This is a genomic window from Variovorax sp. Root473, assembly GCF_001426505.1.
In the GTDB taxonomy this organism is placed as follows: Bacteria; Pseudomonadota; Gammaproteobacteria; order Burkholderiales; family Burkholderiaceae_C; genus Variovorax.
In genome coordinates this window covers 1,583,670-1,601,887 of sequence record NZ_LMEV01000017.1, presented here as the reverse complement: position 1 = coordinate 1,601,887, position 18,218 = coordinate 1,583,670, and the positions used below count along the sequence as shown (strand labels likewise).

18 protein-coding genes are annotated in these 18,218 nt (G+C 65.9%); 16 read left to right on the top strand and 2 right to left on the bottom strand.

The window, feature by feature from the left end; all coding sequences use genetic code 11:
- Positions 1 to 7: 7 nt before the first annotated feature.
- From lpxD to ASD34_RS20835, 11 genes are all read left to right on the top strand, one after another.
- Complete coding sequence (lpxD, locus tag ASD34_RS20885; protein WP_056581297.1) at positions 8 to 985, top strand: UDP-3-O-(3-hydroxymyristoyl)glucosamine N-acyltransferase; 978 nt, start codon at positions 8 to 10, stop codon at positions 983 to 985.
- A 23-nt stretch (positions 986 to 1,008) separates the two neighbouring features.
- Positions 1,009 to 1,464, top strand: coding sequence for a 3-hydroxyacyl-ACP dehydratase FabZ (gene fabZ / locus ASD34_RS20880; RefSeq protein WP_056582588.1), 456 nt, complete (start codon positions 1,009 to 1,011; stop codon positions 1,462 to 1,464).
- Between the two features lie 25 nt (positions 1,465 to 1,489).
- A complete protein-coding gene (lpxA, locus tag ASD34_RS20875; protein ID WP_056581293.1) occupies positions 1,490 to 2,278 on the top strand; it encodes an acyl-ACP--UDP-N-acetylglucosamine O-acyltransferase in 789 nt (262 codons plus the stop codon).
- 10 nt (positions 2,279 to 2,288) lie between these two features.
- Positions 2,289 to 3,437: a lipid-A-disaccharide synthase gene (lpxB, locus tag ASD34_RS20870; RefSeq protein ID WP_082548972.1), complete on the top strand. Its 1,149-nt coding sequence runs from the start codon at positions 2,289 to 2,291 to the stop codon at positions 3,435 to 3,437.
- A complete protein-coding gene (rnhB, locus tag ASD34_RS20865) occupies positions 3,409 to 4,140 on the top strand; it encodes a ribonuclease HII (protein ID WP_056581290.1) in 732 nt (243 codons plus the stop codon). The genes lpxB and rnhB overlap by 29 nt, the downstream gene beginning before the upstream one ends.
- Positions 4,141 to 4,147: 7 nt before the next feature.
- A complete protein-coding gene (locus tag ASD34_RS20860) occupies positions 4,148 to 4,933 on the top strand; it encodes a TrmH family RNA methyltransferase (protein ID WP_056581287.1) in 786 nt (261 codons plus the stop codon).
- 142 nt (positions 4,934 to 5,075) lie between these two features.
- The gene (gene carA, locus ASD34_RS20855; protein WP_056581284.1) at positions 5,076 to 6,269 is read left to right on the top strand and encodes a glutamine-hydrolyzing carbamoyl-phosphate synthase small subunit; all 1,194 of its coding nucleotides are present in this window, start codon (positions 5,076 to 5,078) and stop codon (positions 6,267 to 6,269) included.
- Positions 6,262 to 9,510, top strand: coding sequence for a carbamoyl-phosphate synthase large subunit (gene carB, locus ASD34_RS20850; RefSeq protein ID WP_056581281.1), 3,249 nt, complete (start codon positions 6,262 to 6,264; stop codon positions 9,508 to 9,510). Before carA ends, carB begins: the two co-directional genes overlap by 8 nt.
- A 12-nt stretch (positions 9,511 to 9,522) precedes the next feature.
- Positions 9,523 to 10,392 (top strand): Kdo hydroxylase family protein, encoded by an 870-nt coding sequence (locus ASD34_RS20845; protein WP_056581278.1) that lies wholly within the window; start codon positions 9,523 to 9,525, stop codon positions 10,390 to 10,392.
- A 64-nt stretch (positions 10,393 to 10,456) separates the two neighbouring features.
- Positions 10,457 to 10,933 carry a transcription elongation factor GreA gene (greA, locus tag ASD34_RS20840; protein WP_056581276.1) on the top strand — a complete coding sequence of 159 codons (477 nt, stop codon included), beginning with the start codon at positions 10,457 to 10,459 and terminating at the stop codon, positions 10,931 to 10,933.
- An 8-nt stretch (positions 10,934 to 10,941) separates the two neighbouring features.
- The gene (locus tag ASD34_RS20835; RefSeq protein ID WP_056581274.1) at positions 10,942 to 11,361 is read left to right on the top strand and encodes a DUF4149 domain-containing protein; all 420 of its coding nucleotides are present in this window, start codon (positions 10,942 to 10,944) and stop codon (positions 11,359 to 11,361) included.
- A gap of 48 nt (positions 11,362 to 11,409) precedes the next feature.
- Here ASD34_RS20835 and ASD34_RS20830 read toward each other — a convergent pair whose 3' ends face one another.
- Both ASD34_RS20830 and ASD34_RS20825 read right to left on the bottom strand, forming a co-directional pair.
- The gene (locus ASD34_RS20830) at positions 11,410 to 12,129 is read right to left on the bottom strand and encodes a glycosyltransferase (RefSeq protein ID WP_157609727.1); all 720 of its coding nucleotides are present in this window, start codon (positions 12,127 to 12,129) and stop codon (positions 11,410 to 11,412) included.
- A 41-nt stretch (positions 12,130 to 12,170) separates the two neighbouring features.
- On the bottom strand, positions 12,171 to 12,650 hold the full coding sequence (locus ASD34_RS20825; protein ID WP_056581270.1) for a YhbY family RNA-binding protein: 480 nt from the start codon (positions 12,648 to 12,650) through the stop codon (positions 12,171 to 12,173).
- 33 nt (positions 12,651 to 12,683) lie between these two features.
- Between ASD34_RS20825 and ASD34_RS20820 the strand changes: the two genes are divergently transcribed.
- The 5 genes from ASD34_RS20820 to ASD34_RS20800 all read left to right on the top strand — a co-directional run bounded on the left by ASD34_RS20820 (position 12,684) and on the right by ASD34_RS20800 (position 18,187).
- Positions 12,684 to 13,352: an RlmE family RNA methyltransferase gene (locus tag ASD34_RS20820; protein ID WP_056581267.1), complete on the top strand. Its 669-nt coding sequence runs from the start codon at positions 12,684 to 12,686 to the stop codon at positions 13,350 to 13,352.
- Between the two features lie 165 nt (positions 13,353 to 13,517).
- On the top strand, positions 13,518 to 15,434 hold the full coding sequence (gene ftsH, locus ASD34_RS20815) for an ATP-dependent zinc metalloprotease FtsH (RefSeq protein ID WP_056581264.1): 1,917 nt from the start codon (positions 13,518 to 13,520) through the stop codon (positions 15,432 to 15,434).
- 105 nt (positions 15,435 to 15,539) lie between these two features.
- Positions 15,540 to 16,352: a dihydropteroate synthase gene (folP, locus tag ASD34_RS20810; protein WP_056582585.1), complete on the top strand. Its 813-nt coding sequence runs from the start codon at positions 15,540 to 15,542 to the stop codon at positions 16,350 to 16,352.
- A gap of 6 nt (positions 16,353 to 16,358) precedes the next feature.
- A complete protein-coding gene (gene glmM / locus ASD34_RS20805; protein ID WP_056581262.1) occupies positions 16,359 to 17,696 on the top strand; it encodes a phosphoglucosamine mutase in 1,338 nt (445 codons plus the stop codon).
- Positions 17,693 to 18,187, top strand: a complete 495-nt coding sequence (locus ASD34_RS20800; protein WP_056581259.1) for a GNAT family N-acetyltransferase — start codon at positions 17,693 to 17,695, stop codon at positions 18,185 to 18,187. Before glmM ends, ASD34_RS20800 begins: the two co-directional genes overlap by 4 nt.
- The last annotated feature ends 31 nt before the right edge of the window (positions 18,188 to 18,218 follow it).

The following is an 18,218-nucleotide window of genomic DNA, read 5'->3' as shown; positions in this document are numbered from 1 at the left end:
AACCGGCGTGTCGCTGCAGCTCGGAGCCATCGTTGACGCCCTCGGGGGCGAGCTTCATGGAGATGCCACGCTGTCCATCGAGCGGCTTGCCCCGCTTCAGAATGCACAGCCCGATGCGCTCAGTTTCCTGAGCCATCCCAAATACCAGCAGGAACTGGCCGCCTCCAGGGCGGCCTGTGTCATCGTGTCGCCCGCCATGCGCGAGGCTGCCGCGGCGCGTGGCGCCTACATCGTCACGCCCGACCCGTACTATTACTTTGCGCGCCTGACGCAGCTCTGGAAAGCGCACCATGCGCGTCCGGACGCCGACCGCATTCATCCGTCTGCCGTGATCCATCCCGAAGCCCAGGTCGACGCCACCGCGCGCATTGGCGCGCTGTGCGTGGTGGAGCGGGGCGCACGCGTCGGTGCGGGCACCGTGCTGAAGTCGCGTGTCACGGTCAGCGAAGACTGCAGCATTGGCGAGCGCTGCCTGCTGCACCCCGGCGTGGTGATCGGGGCCGACGGCTTCGGCCTCGCGCCGCACCAGGGTGCCTGGGTGAAGATCGAGCAGCTGGGCGCGGTGCGCATCGGCAACGATGTCGAAATCGGCGCCAACACCTGCATCGATCGCGGCGCGCTCGACGATACCGTCATCGAAGACGGCGTGAAGCTCGACAACCTGATCCAGATCGGCCACAACGTGCGCGTCGGCAAGCACACCGCCATGGCGGGCTGCGTCGGCGTGGCCGGCAGTGCCACCATCGGTGCGAATTGCACCTTCGGCGGCGGCGCCATCGTGCTGGGTCACCTCACGGTGGCCGACGGTGTGCATGTGTCGGCAGCAACCGTGGTGACCCGTTCCATCCGCAAGGCCGGCCAGTACACCGGCATGTTTCCGATCGATGACAATGCGAGCTGGGAAAAAAATGCGGCAACGCTCAAGCAGTTGCACAGCCTGCGCGAACGACTGAAGGCGCTGGAAAAAGCCCCCTCGAATCAATGAAGACGATGCAGGAACAGAACACCATGACGGACACGACGCTCGATATCCACCAAATTCTCAAGTTGCTGCCGCATCGCTACCCGTTTCTTCTGGTGGACCGGGTGTTGAGCATGGAGAAGGGCAAGCGCATCACGGCGCTCAAGAACGTCACGATGAACGAGCCGTTCTTCAATGGCCACTTTCCGCACCGCCCCGTGATGCCGGGCGTGCTGATGCTCGAAGCCATGGCCCAGGCCGCGGCGCTGCTGTCGTTCCGTTCGCTCGATATCGTGCCCGATGACAACACGGTCTACTACTTCGCGGCCATTGACGGCGCGCGCTTCAAGCGGCCCGTGGAACCCGGCGACCAGCTCACCCTGGAAGTCGAGATCGAACGCATGAAGGCCGGCATCTCGAAGTTCAAGGGCCGCGCGCTCGTGGGCAGCGAGTTGGCGTGCGAAGCCTCGTTGATGTGCGCCATGCGCCAGATCAACAGCTGATCCGGCGCATCGTCTTCTGCAAGGCATGACCCAGGTTCATTCGACAGCGATCGTCGACCCGAAGGCCCAGCTCGACGCCTCGGTGTCGGTCGGTCCCTACACCGTGATCGGCCCGCATGTGCGGATCGGCGCGGGCACCACCATCGGTCCGCATTGCGTGATCGAAGGGCGCACCACCATCGGCCGCGACAACAGGATCTTCCAGTTCTCGTCGCTTGGTGCGATTCCCCAGGACAAGAAGTACGCGGGCGAGCCGACCGAGCTGACCATCGGCGACCGCAACGTGATCCGCGAGTTCTGCACCTTCAACCTCGGCGTGCCCGGAGCAGGCGGCGTCACGCGCGTGGGCAACGACAACTGGATCATGGCGTACACGCACATTGCGCACGACTGCCATGTCGACAACCACACCACACTGGCCAACAACACCACGCTGGCAGGCCACGTGCACCTGGCCGACTGGGTCACGGTCGGTGGGCTGACCGGTATCCATCAGTTCGTATCGATCGGCGCGCATGCGATGGTCGGCTTTGCCAGCGCGGTCTCGCAGGACGTACCGCCTTTCATGCTGGTCGACGGCAATCCGTTGGCCGTTCGGGGCTTCAACGTCGTGGGCCTGCGCCGACGCGATTTCTCCGCGCAGCGGCTCGCCGCGGTCAAGCAGATGCATCGCCTGCTGTACCGCCAGGGCAAGACGCTCGAAGAGGCGCGCACCGGTATCGCCACCCTCGCGGCGGAAATGCCCGAGGCCGCCGGCGATGTTGCGCTGATGGAGGCCTTCCTCGCCAGTTCAACGCGCGGCATCGCGCGCTGACATGGGCGCGATGAGCACGAGCGAGCAGCGCCACTTCGCGCTGGTCGCGGGCGAAGCGTCCGGCGACCTCCTGGCGGGCCTGCTGCTCGACGGACTCGAAGCCCGCTGGCCTGCGCTGCGGGCGGGCGGCATCGGCGGTCCGCGCATGCTGGCGCATGGCTTCCAGAGCTGGTGGCCGCAGGAAAAGCTGGCGGTGCGCGGCTACATCGAGGTCTTGCGGCACTACGCCGAAATCGCCGGAATCCGCCGCCAGCTCAAGGCCCGCCTGCTGCGCGAGCGCCCGGAGCTGTTCATCGGTGTCGATGCACCCGATTTCAACCTCGACCTCGAGGCCGGTCTGCGCCGCGAAGGCATCAAGACGGTTCATTTCGTCTGTCCCTCGATCTGGGCCTGGCGCCCCGAGCGCATCGACAAGATCCGCGCTGCCGCCGACCACGTGCTGTGCATCTTTCCGTTCGAGCCCGAGCTGCTCGAAAAGCAGGGCGTCGCGGCAAGCTACGTCGGCCATCCGGTTGCCAACGTGATCCCGATGACGCCCGACCGCACCGCTGCCCGCGCCGCGCTGGGGCTGGACTCCGAGGCGCAGGTCGTTGCGCTGCTGCCCGGCAGCCGCCGTTCCGAAATCCGCTACCTCGCAGCCCGCTTCTTCGCAGCTGCGGCGTTGATGCAGAAGGCCAAGCCGAAGCTGCAGCTCATTGCGCCGATCCTGCCCGGGCTGCGCGCCGAGGTCGAAGGCCTGCTGCAGGCGGCCGGCATGGCGGGGCGGGTGACACTGCTCCATGGCCAGTCGCATGCTGCGCTTGCCGCCTGCGACGTCACCCTGATCGCCAGCGGCACGGCCACGCTCGAGGCGGCGCTGTTCAAGCGGCCGATGGTCATCGCCTACAACATGAACGGACTCTCGTGGCGCCTCATGCAGCGCAAGCAACTGCAGCCCTGGGTCGGACTGCCGAACATCCTGTGCCGCGAGTTCGTGGTGCCGGAGCTGCTGCAGGAAGCCGCCTCGCCCGAGGCGCTGGCACAGGCCACGCTCGAATGGCTCGACGCGCCCGCGAAGACGCAGGCGCTGCAACAAAGATTTTCAGCGCTGCATGTGCAATTGCAGCGCGACACGCCCACACTCTGCGCCGATGCGATCCAGAAAGTTCTTGAAAGCTGAGCAGGCTCCGCTGGTCTGGGACGCGCCCGGCTTGATGGCAGGCGTCGACGAAGCCGGACGCGGGCCCTTGGCCGGCCCCGTGGTGGCCGCAGCCGTGATCCTGGACGACCTGCGGCCGATCCGCGGTCTGGCCGACTCCAAGACGCTCACGGCGCTGCAGCGCGAACGCCTGCACGACCAGATCCTCGCCAAGGCGCTGTGCTGCTCCATCGCGCAGGCCTCGGTCGAGGAGATCGACACCCTCAACATCCTGCAGGCCACGATGCTCGCAATGCGTCGCGCGGTCGAGGGCCTGCGACTGAAGCCTGTCAAGGTGCTGGTGGACGGCAACCGGCTGCCTCGCCTCGACGTGCTGGCCGAGGCCATCGTCAAGGGCGACGCGCGGGTCAAGGCGATCTCTGCTGCGTCCATTCTTGCCAAAGTGCATCGCGACCGGCTGTGCACGCAGCTGCACGACGAATTTCCGCACTACGGTTTTGCCGGCCACAAGGGCTACGGCACGCGCGAGCACCTCGAGGCGCTTCAGCAGCATGGCGCCTGCGTGCACCACCGCCGCTCGTTCAGTCCGGTGGCCGCAGCGCTGGCGCGCACGGCCGCCGAGAGCCGGGGCATCACCGTCGTGACCGGCGATGTGCAGACGGGCCTCGTGATCGGTGCTGCCGAAAACCACGGCGCGCGCCTCGATCCGCGCGCCGCCGCTTGAGTCCAGCATGACCATCGACACCGGCCCGAGCCACATCAGCTCGCGCGACAACCCCTTGCTCAAGGACCTGCGCAAGCTCGCGCAGGACCCGGGCGCCTATCGCAAGCTCGGCCGTCTCTGGCTGGAGGGCGATCACCTGTGCCGTGCGGCGCTGGCCCGCGGCGTCAGGCCGGCGGTGGCCGTGTTTTCAGAGGCGTTCTGGCCTTCGGTGCCCGCCGAATGGGTGCAGAGTGCTATCAAAACGGTAGTGGTCGCCGACGACCTGCTGCGCGCAGTGAGCGGCCTGGAGTCGCCCGCGCCGATGGGCTTCGTGCTCGACCTGCCGGCGCGACCCGAAATCCTGCCCGACGCGCCGAGCGTGGTGCTCGACCGTCTGCAGGATGCCGGCAATGCCGGCTCCATCCTGCGCAGCGCAGCGGCTTTCGGCTTCACCCAGGTGATCGCGCTCAAGGGCACGGCCGCGCTGTGGGCGCCGAAGGTGCTGCGCGCCGGCATGGGGGCCCACTTCGGCCTGCGGCTGGTCGAAGGCGTGGACATCGACGCGCTCGATGCGCTGCGGGTGCCGCTGGTGGCCACCAGCTCGCACCGGGGCGAATGGCTGCACAAGGCCGATCTGCCGCACCCTTGCGCCTGGCTGATGGGCCACGAGGGGCAGGGCGTTTCGGCCGCGCTGGAGGCCCGGGCCGCCCACCACATCCGCATCGCGCAACCGGGCGGCGAGGAGTCGCTCAACGTGGCCGCTGCCGCTGCCATCTGCCTGCACGCAAGCGGAGCGGCCCTACAGGCCAAATAACACACCCAGTCCGGGCTACAATCGGGGGCTTACTCGCAAATCAGCGTCGCCCGGCCGCCTTCAACGCCAAAATCCCCTTAAGCAGCAGTCCGCAGGCAACGCGCCTGGGGCTCCGGGCGACCGTAACCATTCGGAGAACCCAGTGCTTTTGTCTCTCAAGGGAAGTTTCCCGCCCGCCATCCTGGCGCTCGCAGACGGCACGGTCTTTCTCGGCAACTCGATCGGAGCCGCCGGCTCCACGACCGGTGAGGTGGTGTTCAACACCTCGATGACCGGTTACCAGGAAATCCTCACCGACCCGAGCTACTGCCAGCAGATCGTCACCCTGACGTATCCGCATATCGGCAACTACGGCGTCAACGGCGAGGACATCGAAGCCGACAAGATCCATGCCGCGGGCCTGATCATCAAGGACCTGCCCCTCGTCGCGTCCAACTTCCGCAAGTCCGCCACGCTGACCGAGTACCTCGTGTCCGGCAACACGGTGGCCATCGCGAACATCGACACCCGCAAGCTCACGCGCCACCTGCGCACCCACGGCGCGCAGAACGGCTGCATCCTGGGCCTGGCCGCAGGCGAAGCCGTGACACAGGCGCTGATCGACAAGGCCATTGCCGCCGCCAAGGCCGTACCGAGCATGTCGGGCCTCGATCTGGCCAAGGTGGTGTCGGTCAAGCAGACCTACGAGTGGACCGAAACCGAGTGGAAGCTGGGTGCGGGCTACGGCGTGCAGATCACGCCGCAGTTCCATGTGGTTGCGTTCGACTACGGCGTCAAGAAGAACATCCTGCGCATGATTGCGCAGCGCGGCGCGCGCATCACCGTCGTGCCGGCGCAGACGCCCGCGGCCGACGTGCTCAAGCTCAAGCCCGATGGCATCTTCCTGGCCAACGGCCCCGGCGACCCGGAGCCCTGCGACTACGCCATCGCCGCGGTCAAGGAACTGATCGAGACCGGCATCCCGACCTTCGGCATCTGCCTGGGCCACCAGATCATGGCGCTGGCTTCCGGTGCGAAGACCTTCAAGATGAAGTTCGGCCACCACGGCGCGAACCATCCGGTGAAGGACCTGGACAACGGCCGCGTGAGCATCACCAGCCAGAACCACGGCTTCGCGGTCGACGAGAAGTCGCTGCCGGCCAACCTGCGTCCCACCCACATCAGCCTGTTCGACAACACGCTGCAGGGCCTGGCGCGCACCGACAAGCCCGCATTCTGCTTCCAGGGTCACCCGGAAGCCTCGCCGGGCCCGCACGACATCGGCTACCTGTTCGATCGCTTCACGGCACTCATGGAAAAGAACAAGACGGAAAAGACGGAGAAAGAGAATGCCTAAGCGCACAGACCTCAAATCGATCCTCATCATCGGCGCCGGCCCGATCATCATCGGCCAGGCCTGCGAGTTCGACTACTCCGGCGTGCAGGCCTGCAAGGCGCTGCGCGAAGAGGGCTACAAGGTCATCCTGATCAACAGCAACCCCGCGACGATCATGACCGACCCGGCCACGGCCGACGTCACCTACATCGAGCCCATCACCTGGCAGACGGTCGAGAAAATCATCGCCAAGGAACGTCCCGACGCGATCCTGCCGACCATGGGCGGCCAGACCGCACTGAACTGTGCGCTGGACCTCTGGCGCAACGGCGTGCTCGACAAGTACACGGGCGCGTCCACCAACAAGCCGGTCGAACTCATCGGCGCGACGCCCGAAGCCATCGACAAGGCCGAAGACCGCCTGAAGTTCAAGGACGCGATGACCAAGATCGGTCTTGGTTCGGCGCGTTCGGGCATTGCGCACACGATGGACGAAGCCTGGGCCGTGCAGAAGACGCTCGGCTTCCCGACCGTGATCCGTCCCAGCTTCACGCTCGGCGGCACGGGCGGCGGCATCGCCTACAACCCCGACGAATTCGAAACCATCTGCAAGCGCGGCATCGAAGCCTCGCCCACCAACGAGCTGCTGATCGAAGAATCGCTGCTCGGCTGGAAAGAGTACGAGATGGAAGTCGTGCGCGACAAGGCCGACAACTGCATCATCGTCTGCTCGATCGAAAACCTCGACCCGATGGGCGTGCACACCGGCGACTCGATCACCGTGGCCCCCGCGCAGACGCTGTCCGACAAGGAATACCAGATCCTGCGCAACGCCTCGCTGGCCGTGCTGCGCGAGATCGGAGTCGACACCGGCGGCTCGAACGTGCAGTTTTCGATCAACCCGAAGGACGGCCGCATGGTCGTCATCGAGATGAATCCGCGCGTGTCGCGTTCCTCGGCGCTGGCCTCCAAGGCCACGGGTTTCCCGATCGCCAAGGTCGCGGCCAAGCTGGCCGTGGGCTACACGCTCGACGAGCTGCGCAACGAGATCACCGGCGGTGCCACGCCCGCGTCGTTCGAGCCCTCGATCGACTATGTGGTCACCAAGATCCCGCGCTTCGCCTTCGAGAAATTCCCGCAGGCCGATTCGCGCCTGACGACGCAGATGAAGTCGGTGGGCGAGGTGATGGCCATGGGCCGCACCTTCCAGGAGTCGTTCCAGAAGGCCCTGCGCGGCCTCGAAGTGGGCGTCGACGGCCTGAATGAGAAGACGCAGGACCGCGAAGTGCTCGAGAAGGAACTGGGCGAACCCGGTCCCGAGCGCATCTGGTACGTGGGCGATGCTTTCGCCATGGGCCTGAGCGTCGATGAAGTGTTCGCGCTGACCAAGATCGACCCGTGGTTCCTCGTGCAGATCGAGGAGATCGTGAAGATCGAGCTCGAGCTGGAAACCAAATCGCTCGACGACATCGACAAGGACACGCTGCTCGCGCTGAAGAAGAAGGGCTTCTCGGACCGCCGGCTTGCCAAGCAGCTCAAGACCACCGACACGGCCATCCGCGAGAAGCGCCGCGCCCTGGGCGTGCGCCCGGTCTACAAGCGCGTGGACACCTGCGCGGCCGAGTTCGCGACCAACACGGCCTACATGTACTCGACCTATGAAGACGAGTGCGAAGCCGACCCGACCGACAAGAAGAAGATCATGGTGCTCGGCGGCGGTCCCAACCGCATCGGCCAGGGCATCGAGTTCGACTACTGCTGCGTGCACGCCGCGCTCGCCATGCGCGAGGACGGCTACGAGACCATCATGGTCAACTGCAACCCCGAGACCGTGTCGACCGACTACGACACCTCCGACCGCCTGTACTTCGAGCCGCTGACGCTCGAAGACGTGCTCGAGATCGTCGACAAGGAAAAGCCGCTCGGCGTGATCGTGCAGTACGGCGGCCAGACGCCGCTCAAGCTCGCGCTCGACCTCGAAGCCAACGGCGTGCCGATCATCGGCACCTCGCCCGACATGATCGACGCAGCCGAAGACCGCGAGCGTTTCCAGAAGCTGCTCCATGAGCTGGGCCTGCGCCAGCCGCCGAACGCCACCGCGCGCACCGAGCCCGAAGCGCTCGAAAAGGCTGCGGCCCTGGGCTACCCGCTGGTGGTGCGTCCGAGCTACGTGCTTGGCGGCCGCGCGATGGAAATCGTGCACGAGCAGCGTGACCTCGAGCGCTACATGCGCGAAGCGGTCAAGGTGAGCAACGACTCGCCGGTGCTGCTCGATCGCTTCCTGAACGATGCCGTCGAATGCGACGTCGACTGCATCCGTGACGCCGAAGGCGGCACGCTGATCGGCGGCGTGATGGAGCACATCGAGCAAGCCGGCGTGCACTCGGGCGACTCCGCCTGCTCGCTGCCGCCCTACAGCCTGAGCGCCGACACCATTGCCGAGCTGAAGCGCCAGAGCGCCGCCATGGCGAAGGCGCTGAACGTGGTCGGTCTGATGAACGTGCAGTTCGCCATTCAGCAAAAGGATGGCAAGGACGTCATCTACGTGCTCGAAGTGAACCCGCGTGCGTCGCGCACCGTGCCTTACGTGAGCAAGGCCACGGGCATCCAGCTCGCCAAGGTGGCCGCACGCTGCATGGCCGGCCAGTCGCTCGCATCACAAGGCATCACGAAGGAAGTCACGCCGCCGTACTTCAGCGTGAAGGAAGCCGTGTTCCCGTTCGTCAAGTTCCCGGGCGTGGACACCATCCTCGGCCCCGAGATGAAGTCGACCGGCGAGGTGATGGGCGTGGGCAGGACCTTCGGCGAAGCCTTCGTGAAGTCGCAGCTGGGCGCGGGCACGCACCTGCCCAAGTCGGGCAAGGTCTTCATCTCGGTGAAGAACAACGACAAGGCGCGCGCCGTGGAAGTGGCGCGCGGACTGGTCAAGCTGGGCTTCGAGATCGTCGCGACCAAGGGCACGGCCGCCGCCATCAGTGCCGCCGGCATCGAGTGCGCGACGGTGAACAAGGTGACCGAAGGCCGCCCGCACATCGTGGACATGATCAAGAACAACGAGATTGCCTTGGTCATCAACACGGTGGAAGAGCGCCGCAACGCAATCACCGATTCGCGGCAGATCCGCACCTCGGCGCTGCTGGCGCGCGTGACGACCTTCACCACGATTTTCGGCGCCGAAGCGGCGGTCGAGGGCATGGGCTTCATGGACGAGCTGGGCGTGATCTCGGTGCAGGAGATGCACGCGCAGCTGGCTGCCGCCTGATCGAGCGCCGCCATGGAAACGCAGCTGGTCGAACTGGACCTGACCGACTGGAATGCGGCCACGCCCAATGAGGCGTGGATCGCGGAGCTGGAAGCCGGCAAGGTGCTGTACTTCCCGCGCCTGGGTTTCGAGCTGCTGGCCGAGGAGCGCAGCCTGCTGACGCCCAGCCTGCTGTCGCCCGATGTGCGCAACATCAGCCTCGATGCCAACGGCAAGCTCAAGGGCGCTGTCGGGGACGAGGCGGTGCAACGCACGGCGGCGGCGATGGTGGGGCGCTTTCGTGCACAGGCGCAGCAGCTCATCCACGGCCTGCTGCCGCACTACACATCGGCCTTGCGGCTTGCGCCGACCAGCTACCGGCCGGCGCAGGTCGAGACGCGCGTGCAGTCGTGGCGTGCGGACGATCGGCGTTTGCACGTCGATGCGTTCCCGTCGCGTCCCAACTACGGCGAGCGCATCCTGCGTGTGTTCACCAACGTCAACCCCGACGGCGCACCGCGCGTGTGGCGTGTGGGCGAGCCTTTCGAGGACATCGCCAGGCGCTTCCTGCCGCGTGCCAAGCCCTATGCGCGCTGGCAGGCCAAGCTGCTGCAGGCGCTGCACGTCACCAAGTCGTTGCGCAGCGAGTACGACCACCTGATGCTGCAGCTGCACGATGGCATGAAGTCGGACATGGCGTACCAGGAAAACTCGCCACAGGAGAAGGCCGAATTCCCGCCGGGTTCGGTGTGGGTGTGCTTCTCGGACCAGACCTCGCACGCCGTGATGGCGGGCCAGTACATGCTTGAGCAGACCCTTCATCTGGCCGCTTCGAAGCAATACAATCCAGATTCGAGCCCGCTCGCCATCCTGAGCCGGCTGACCGGACGCAATCTCGTCTGATCTGTCCCACCCATCGACCGCCGAACGGCATCGTTCGGCGGTTTCGCTTTATGGAGAACCAAACATGGCCACCATTCCGATCACCAAGCGCGGCGCAGAAAAGCTGCGCGCCGAATTGCACCAACTCAAGACGGTCGACCGTCCCTGGGTCATCAACGCCATTTCCGAAGCGCGCGCCCAGGGCGACCTGAGCGAAAACGCCGAGTACGAAGTCGCCAAGGACCGCCAGGGCTTCATCGAGGGTCGCATCCAGGAGGTCGAGGGCAAGCTCTCGGCGGCACAGATCATCGATCCGAGTGAACTCGACGCCGGTGGCAAGGTGGTGTTCGGTTCGACCGTCGAGCTCGAGGAAGAAGAGTCGGGCGAAGCGGTCAAGTACCAGATCGTCGGCGAAGACGAAGCTGACCTGAAGCTCGGGCTCATCAACATCTCCAGCCCGATTGCGCGCGCGCTGATCGGCAAGGAAGAGGGCGACACGGCCGAAGTGCAAGCGCCGGGTGGCCTCAAGCGCTACGAGATCGTGGCGGTCCGCTACCTCTGAACGGGCGAATGAAAGACCGCGTCGCGCTGATGCTGGCAGCCCTCTGGTGGGGCAGCCTCACCACGATCGGCTTCCTGGTCGTGCCGATGCTGTTCGCGAAGCTCGGTAACCCTGCGGTCGCCGGCAACTTCGCCGCCCAGCTGTTCGAGGCGCAGAGCTGGATCGCCATCGGCTGCGGGCTGATCCTGCTGATCCATTTCCGCCAGAAGGCTGATGACGGCATGACCGGGCCGGTATTGACAGCGATCTTCCTCGTGCTGGCGGCCTTGCTGCTGGCGCTGTTGCAGCAGTACGCCGTGGCGCCGCGCATCGTGGCGCGCGACAACCTCAAGCTGTGGCATGCCGTGGGCACCGGCATGTACTTCGTTCAGTGGGCGTGCGTCGGCACGTTGCTGTGGCACATGGGCGCCGCCCGGGTGCCGCGCTGAGCAACCCGGGGAGGCGGGCAGCGACAGATATCGTCGCCGCCTCCGGTCTTACTCTTTCCAGTGCTTGGCGACCCAGCTCGCCGGCCGGATATAGCGAAAGGCGCGATTGCGCCGTCCTGCCAGTGCATCGGGCGGGTTGCACTCACCGTGGAACACCATCACACGGGCACCTTCAGGGACGAAGGGCTCTTCCCAGTAGTTGGTCGGCCAGGTCGGGATGCCGTGGTACTTGAAGCTCGGACACCAGGCCTCGGGCCAATAGGAAAGCTTGCCCTGCTTGTGCAGGAAGTCCGACAGGTAGGCCTGCTCGTTACGGTACTCGGCCTGCACCTTGTCCATGTTGGCGCGGAAGTACGCCAGCACGTCGGCATGCGCCCCTAGCTCGAAGCGGTAGACCGATGAATTCCCGGTGATCCGCTCGCGCCGCCAGGGGCGGGCGTAGTCGTGAATGATCAGGAATTCGCCGGGCTGCTCGAAGAAGGCGTCCAGGCTGCCGACGATCACCACGTCGACGTCCAGGAAGAGGGCGGTGCCGTGCAGGCCGTGCAGGTCCTGCTCGAAGGTGGTGAGCTTCTTCCAGGCACCGTCGCGCTGGCCCGGGGCCAGCTGGAGGTTGAGCGGTGGAATCGGCAGGCACGTCACTTCGGGACGGATGCCGTTGCCGTCGTCGGTCAGGCAGACGAACTTGAAGTCGCCGCTGAGGTGGCGGCGCACCATGGCATAGAGCCGGTTGACGTACTCGGGGCCGTACTTGGTGCCCCACTTCATGCAGAGGATATGGCGCTGGGCGCCTTGCGCTGCCACCAAGTTCAGTCCGCCTGGTTGCGTTTCTTGGCCGACAGCGGACGCTTGGCCTTGGCGCGCTTGATGGTGCCGCCCGGGGTGAGGCGCTGGTTGCCGAGCACGCGCAGGGTCTTGATTTCTGGGCGCTGGCCGCCGCGCTTGCTGTACTTGACGATCTTCACGTCGCGCGGGCCGGGCATGCGGTCTTCGTCGATCACCCGCTCTTTTTCGGGCTTCGGGCGCCACAGCACGAGCAGCTTGCCGATGTGCTGGATCGGGGCGGCGTTGAGTTCGTCGGCGAGCTCTTGCAGCATGGCGTCGCGGGCAAGACGGTCGTCGGAGAACACGCGCACCTTGATCAGGCCATGGGCCTTCAGGGCCGCGTCGGCCTCCTTTTTCACGGCAGGGGTAAGCCCGTCTCCACCGACCATGACGATCGGATCCAGGTGGTGAGCTTCGGCGCGGTGCACCTTGCGCTCGGCAGGGGTAAGTTGAATGGCGGGCATCCCCGTATTATCGACGCGTACACGAACACCCTCATGAGCACCAAAGCCAAAAGCAAAAAAGTCAACAAGGCGTGGCTTCACGACCACATCAACGACCCCTACGTGAAGCTCGCGACCAGAGAAGGCTACCGCGCCCGCGCGGCTTACAAGCTCAAGGAAATCGACGAGTCGCTCGGGCTGGTCAAGCCCGGCCAGCTGGTGGTCGACCTGGGTTCGACCCCGGGCGCCTGGAGCCAGTACCTGCGGCGGCGCATGTCGCCCGGCGGGGCGGCGGTCGGCGACCTCGACGGCACCATCATCTCGCTCGACCTGCTGCCGATGGAGCCCATCGAGGGCGTGACCTTCCTGCAGGGCGATTTCCGCGAGGACGCGCTGCTGGCGCAACTCCTGGCCGTGCTGGCCGGGCGCAAGGCCGATCTGGTGGTGTCCGACATGGCGCCCAACCTGTCGGGCATCCACTCGGCCGACGCCGCCCGGGTGGCGCACCTGATCGAGCTGGCCATCGACTTTGCCCAGCACCACATGAAGCCCGAAGGGGCACTGGTGGCCAAGGTATTCCACGGCAGCGGGTACGACGAATTGGTCAAGATGTTCAAGGCCAATTTCCGCGTTGTGAAGCCACTCAAGCCGAAGGCGTCGCGCGATAAATCGGCAGAGACCTTCCTCATTGGCAGGGGACTGAAGGCGCTCGATACGCATTGATACCTTGCCGATGCGTGCCCTCCAGGGGTGCAAACCCTTGTCAGCCTATGGCTGCTATAGGGAAATGTCCGCTTTTCGCAGCTTGAAAAGCCTAAAATGGGGCGCAATTGCGTACCCTCAGCGCGTATTCATATTCCCGTCACGCGCTTTCGACTGGAGCTTCGTTTGAACAATCAGTGGTTTTCCAAAGTTGCCGTATGGCTCGTCATTGCCATGGTGTTGTTCACTGTGTTCAAGCAGTTCGACACCCGCGGCGGCGTCGGCTCGGGAACGGTGAGCTATTCCGAGTTCCTGGACCAGGTCCGCAACAACCAGATCAAGAGCGCCGTCATCCCTGAAGGCGCCGGTGGCGGCGAGATCGTCGCTGTCACCAACGACGATCGCAAGATCCGCACGACCGCCACGGTCCTGGACCGCGGCCTCGTGGGCGACCTGATCGACCACAACGTCAAGTTCGACGTCAAGCCGCGCGAAGAGGGCTCGCTCCTCATGACGCTCCTGGTGAGCTGGGGCCCGATGCTCCTGCTGATCGGCGTCTGGATCTACTTCATGCGACAGATGCAGGGCGGCGGCAAGGGCGGGGCGTTCAGCTTCGGCAAGAGCAAGGCCCGCATGATGGACGAGAACAACAACACGGTCACCTTCGCCGACGTCGCAGGCTGCGACGAGGCCAAGGAAGAAGTCCGTGAAGTGGTCGATTTCCTCAAAGACCCGCAGCGTTTCCAGAAGCTCGGCGGTCGCATTCCGCGCGGCCTGCTGCTGGTCGGCCCTCCCGGCACCGGCAAGACCCTCTTGGCCAAGTCGATCGCCGGCGAAGCCAAGGTGCCGTTCTTCTCGATCTCGGGCTCCGACTTCGTTGAAATGTTCGTCGGCGTGGGCGCGGCCCGCGTGCGCGACATGTTCGAGAACGCCAAGAAGAATGCCCCCTGCATCATCTTCATCGACGAAATCGATGCGGTGGGTCGCCAGCGTGGCGCAGGCCTCGGCGGCGGCAACGACGAGCGCGAGCAAACCCTCAACCAGATGCTGGTCGAGATGGACGGCTTCGAAACCAACCTTGGCGTGATCGTCGTGGCTGCCACGAATCGTCCCGACATCCTGGACGCCGCACTGCTGCGCCCGGGCCGTTTCGACCGTCAGGTGTACGTCACGCTGCCCGACATCCGCGGTCGCGAACAGATCCTCGGCGTGCACATGCGCAAGGTCCCGCTGGGCCAGGACGTGAACCCGAGCGTCATCGCCCGCGGCACGCCCGGCATGTCGGGCGCCGACCTGGCCAACCTGTGCAACGAAGCCGCGCTGATGGCCGCACGCCGCAATGCGCGCGTGGTCGAGATGCAGGACTTCGAGAAGGCCAAGGACAAGATCTTCATGGGCCCTGAGCGCAAGAGCATGGTCATGCCCGAGGAAGAGCGCCGCAACACGGCCTACCACGAGTCCGGCCACGCGCTCATCGGCAAGCTGCTGCCCAAGTGCGACCCGGTCCACAAGGTCACGATCATTCCGCGGGGCCGTGCCCTCGGGGTGACCATGAGCCTGCCTTCGCAGGACCGCTACAGCTACGACCGCGAGTACATGCTGAACCAGATCAGCATGCTGTTCGGTGGCCGCATCGCCGAAGAAGTGTTCATGCACCAGATGACCACCGGCGCCAGCAACGACTTCGAACGCGCGACCTCCATCGCCCGAGACATGGTCACGCGCTACGGCATGACCGACGCGCTGGGCCCGATGGTCTACGCCGAGAACGAAGGCGAAGTGTTCCTGGGCCGTTCGGTCACCAAGACCACGAACATGAGCGAGCAGACCATGGAAAAGGTCGATGCCGAAGTGCGGCGCATCATCGACGAGCAGTACGCCCTGGCGCGCAGCCTGATCGAAGAGAACAGCGACAAGATGCACGCCATGGCCAAGGCGCTGCTTGAATGGGAAACCATCGACAGCGAACAACTTGACGACATCATGGCCGGCCGTGCACCGCGTCCGCCGAAGGACTGGACACCGCGCATCCCGCCTTCGGGCAGCGGCGGCAGCGGTGGCACGCCGGCCGTCGCAACCGACCCGGCGCCCACGGCGGCCTGAGTGGGTACCACGGCAAACAGCAACGGGGCCTCTGGCCCCGTTTTTCATGGTGCGGCGGTCTGGCAGACCTCGCGTTTTCGCATCGACCTCGCGCAGCCGCGCGTGATGGGCATCGTCAACGTCACGCCCGATTCCTTTTCCGATGGCGGCGCGCACGCGTCCACCGAAGCTGCGCTTCGGCACTGCGAGCAGCTCCTGGAGGAGGGTGCCGACATCCTCGACATCGGCGGCGAATCGACCCGCCCCGGCAGCCCCGCCGTGCCGCTGGACGCCGAGCTGGCACGCGTGCTGCCCGTGGTGCGCGAGGCGGTGAAGCTGAACGTGCCGCTGTCCATCGACACCTACAAGCCCGAGGTGATGCGGGCGGTGCTCGATCTGGGGGCGGACATCGTCAACGACATCTGGGCACTGCGCCAGCCCGGCGCGCGCGAGGCAGTGGCGGCGCACCCGACCTGCGGCATCTGCCTGATGCACATGCACCGCGACCCTCAGACCATGCAGACGTTGCCGATGCAGGGCGACGTGATCCCCGAGGTCCTGGCTTTCTGGGACACGCAACTGGCGCCTTTGAAGGCACTGGGCATCGATCCCGCGCGCATCACACTCGACCCGGGCGTCGGCTTTGGCAAGAGCGTGGCGCAGAACTTCGCGCTCCTCGGGCGGCAGAGGGCATTGTTGGCAACTGGTTACCCCTTGTTGCTAGGTTGGTCCCGCAAGTCCTCGATCGGGGCGGTCACGGGCATCGACAATGCATCCGGGCGTTCCGTGCCCAGCGTGGCAGCCGCCGTGCTGGCCGTGGACCGGGGCGCAGCGGTCGTGCGGGTGCACGACGTGCGCGACACCGTCGCCGCCCTCGCCGTATGGCGTGCCATGCGCGCGGAAGCACCGCAGGACCAACGAACTTCACAAGAGCAATAACAGCAAATGACCCGTAAATACTTCGGCACCGACGGCATCCGTGGCACGGTCGGCCAATCGCCCATCACCCCCGACTTCGTGCTGCGCCTCGCACACGCGGTCGGCCGCGTGCTCAAGAAAACCCAGGCCCGTCCCACGGTGCTCATCGGCAAGGACACCCGCATCTCGGGCTACATGCTCGAATCGGCGCTCGAGTCCGGCTTCAACTCGGCCGGCGTCGACGTGGTGCTGCTCGGTCCGCTGCCCACGCCGGGCGTGGCGTACCTCACGCGCGCCCAGCGCGCCAGCCTGGGCGTAGTGATCAGCGCCAGCCACAACGCCTTTCCCGACAACGGCATCAAGTTCTTCAGCGCCCAGGGCACCAAGCTCGACGACGCCTGGGAGCTGGCCGTCGAGGCTGCGCTCGAGGAAGCGCCGGTGTGGGCGGCCTCCGCCGACCTCGGCAAGGCCCGCCGCCTCAATGATGCGGACGGCCGATACATCGAGTTCTGCAAGAGTACCTTCGCCAACGACCTGTCGCTGCGCGGCATGAAGCTGGTGGTCGATGCGGCGCACGGCGCGGCCTACCAGGTGGCGCCCAACGTGTTCCACGAACTGGGGGCGGACGTCACGAGCATCGGCTGCGCGCCCGACGGGCTCAACATCAACGAAGGCTTCGGTGCCACGCATCCCGAGGCGCTGGTCGCCACCGTGACGGCGCAGAAGGCCGACTACGGCATCGCCCTCGATGGCGACGCCGACCGGCTGCAGCTGGTCGATGCCAGCGGCCGCCTGTTCAACGGCGACGAGCTGTTGTACCTGATGGTGGCCGAGCGCATCGCGCGCGGTGAGAAGCCGGCGGGCGTGGTCGGTACGCTGATGACCAACAAGGCCGTCGAGATGGCCCTGCGCGCGCAGGACATCGAGTTCGTGCGTGCCAAGGTCGGCGACCGCTACGTGCTCGAAGAACTCGACAAGCGCGGCTGGCTGCTCGGCGGCGAAGGTTCGGGCCACCTGCTGGCGCTCGACTGCCACACCACCGGCGACGGCATCGTGAGTGCGCTGCAGGTGCTGCAGGCCTGCGTGCGCAGCGGCAAGACGGTGGCACAGCTGCTCGAAGGCGTCACGCTGTTCCCGCAGACGCTGATCAACGTGCGCCTTGCACCCGAGCAGGACTGGAAGAGCAACACAGCGCTCGCCAGCGAAACGAAGCGCATCGAAGCCGAACTGGGCGATGCAGGCCGCGTGCTCATCCGCGCGAGTGGCACCGAGCCGCTGGTGCGCGTGATGGTCGAGGCGCGCGATCCGAAGCAGTCGCGGTCCTGCGCCGAGCGCCTCGCGGCCACACTCAAGACTGCCGCATGACGACGGCGGGCCGCATCGAAACGCGCCTGGCCGATTACCGCGATCCGCTGCAGGCCGCGGCCGTGGTTGAGCTGCTCGACAGCTACGCACGCGATCCTGCTGGTGGTGGCACGCCGCTGGCGGCGTCGGTGCGCGAAGGTCTGCCTGCTGCGCTCGCGGCGCGTCCGCAGGCGTTCAGCGTGCTGGCCTTCGACGGTGACACGCCCGTGGGCCTCATCAATTGCATCGAGGGTTTTTCGACCTTCGCTTGCCAGCCCCTGGTCAACGTGCACGACGTGGTCGTGCGCGCCAGCCACCGCGGCCAGCGCGTGGCGCAGCAGATGTTCGCACTGGTGGCGCAGGAAGCCCGCCGACGCGGCGCCTGCAAGCTCACCCTCGAGGTGCTGTCGGGCAATGCGTCCGCGCTGCGCAGCTACGAGCGCGAGGGCTTCGTCAACTACCAGCTCGACCCGGAATTCGGCCACGCCGTCTTCCTGCAGAGGCCGCTCTAAGACCAAACAAAATGCCGCCGACGCGCAAGGC

Bases quoted from the DNA above. Each gene is read 5' to 3' on its own strand.
- fabZ (WP_056582588.1), top strand. From the start codon at position 1,009: ATGACGGACACGACGCTCGATATCCACCAAATTCTCAAGTTGCTGCCG.
- lpxA (WP_056581293.1), top strand. From the start codon at position 1,490: ATGACCCAGGTTCATTCGACAGCGATCGTCGACCCGAAGGCCCAGCTC.
- lpxB (WP_082548972.1), top strand. From the start codon at position 2,289: ATGAGCACGAGCGAGCAGCGCCACTTCGCGCTGGTCGCGGGCGAAGCG.
- rnhB (WP_056581290.1), top strand. From the start codon at position 3,409: ATGCGATCCAGAAAGTTCTTGAAAGCTGAGCAGGCTCCGCTGGTCTGG.
- ASD34_RS20860 (WP_056581287.1), top strand. From the start codon at position 4,148: ATGACCATCGACACCGGCCCGAGCCACATCAGCTCGCGCGACAACCCC.
- carB (WP_056581281.1), top strand. From the start codon at position 6,262: ATGCCTAAGCGCACAGACCTCAAATCGATCCTCATCATCGGCGCCGGC.
- ASD34_RS20845 (WP_056581278.1), top strand. From the start codon at position 9,523: ATGGAAACGCAGCTGGTCGAACTGGACCTGACCGACTGGAATGCGGCC.
- greA (WP_056581276.1), top strand. From the start codon at position 10,457: ATGGCCACCATTCCGATCACCAAGCGCGGCGCAGAAAAGCTGCGCGCC.
- ASD34_RS20835 (WP_056581274.1), top strand. From the start codon at position 10,942: ATGAAAGACCGCGTCGCGCTGATGCTGGCAGCCCTCTGGTGGGGCAGC.
- ASD34_RS20830 (WP_157609727.1), bottom strand. From the start codon at position 12,129: ATGAAGTGGGGCACCAAGTACGGCCCCGAGTACGTCAACCGGCTCTAT.
- ASD34_RS20825 (WP_056581270.1), bottom strand. From the start codon at position 12,650: ATGCCCGCCATTCAACTTACCCCTGCCGAGCGCAAGGTGCACCGCGCC.
- ASD34_RS20820 (WP_056581267.1), top strand. From the start codon at position 12,684: ATGAGCACCAAAGCCAAAAGCAAAAAAGTCAACAAGGCGTGGCTTCAC.
- folP (WP_056582585.1), top strand. From the start codon at position 15,540: ATGGGCATCGTCAACGTCACGCCCGATTCCTTTTCCGATGGCGGCGCG.
- glmM (WP_056581262.1), top strand. From the start codon at position 16,359: ATGACCCGTAAATACTTCGGCACCGACGGCATCCGTGGCACGGTCGGC.
- ASD34_RS20800 (WP_056581259.1), top strand. From the start codon at position 17,693: ATGACGACGGCGGGCCGCATCGAAACGCGCCTGGCCGATTACCGCGAT.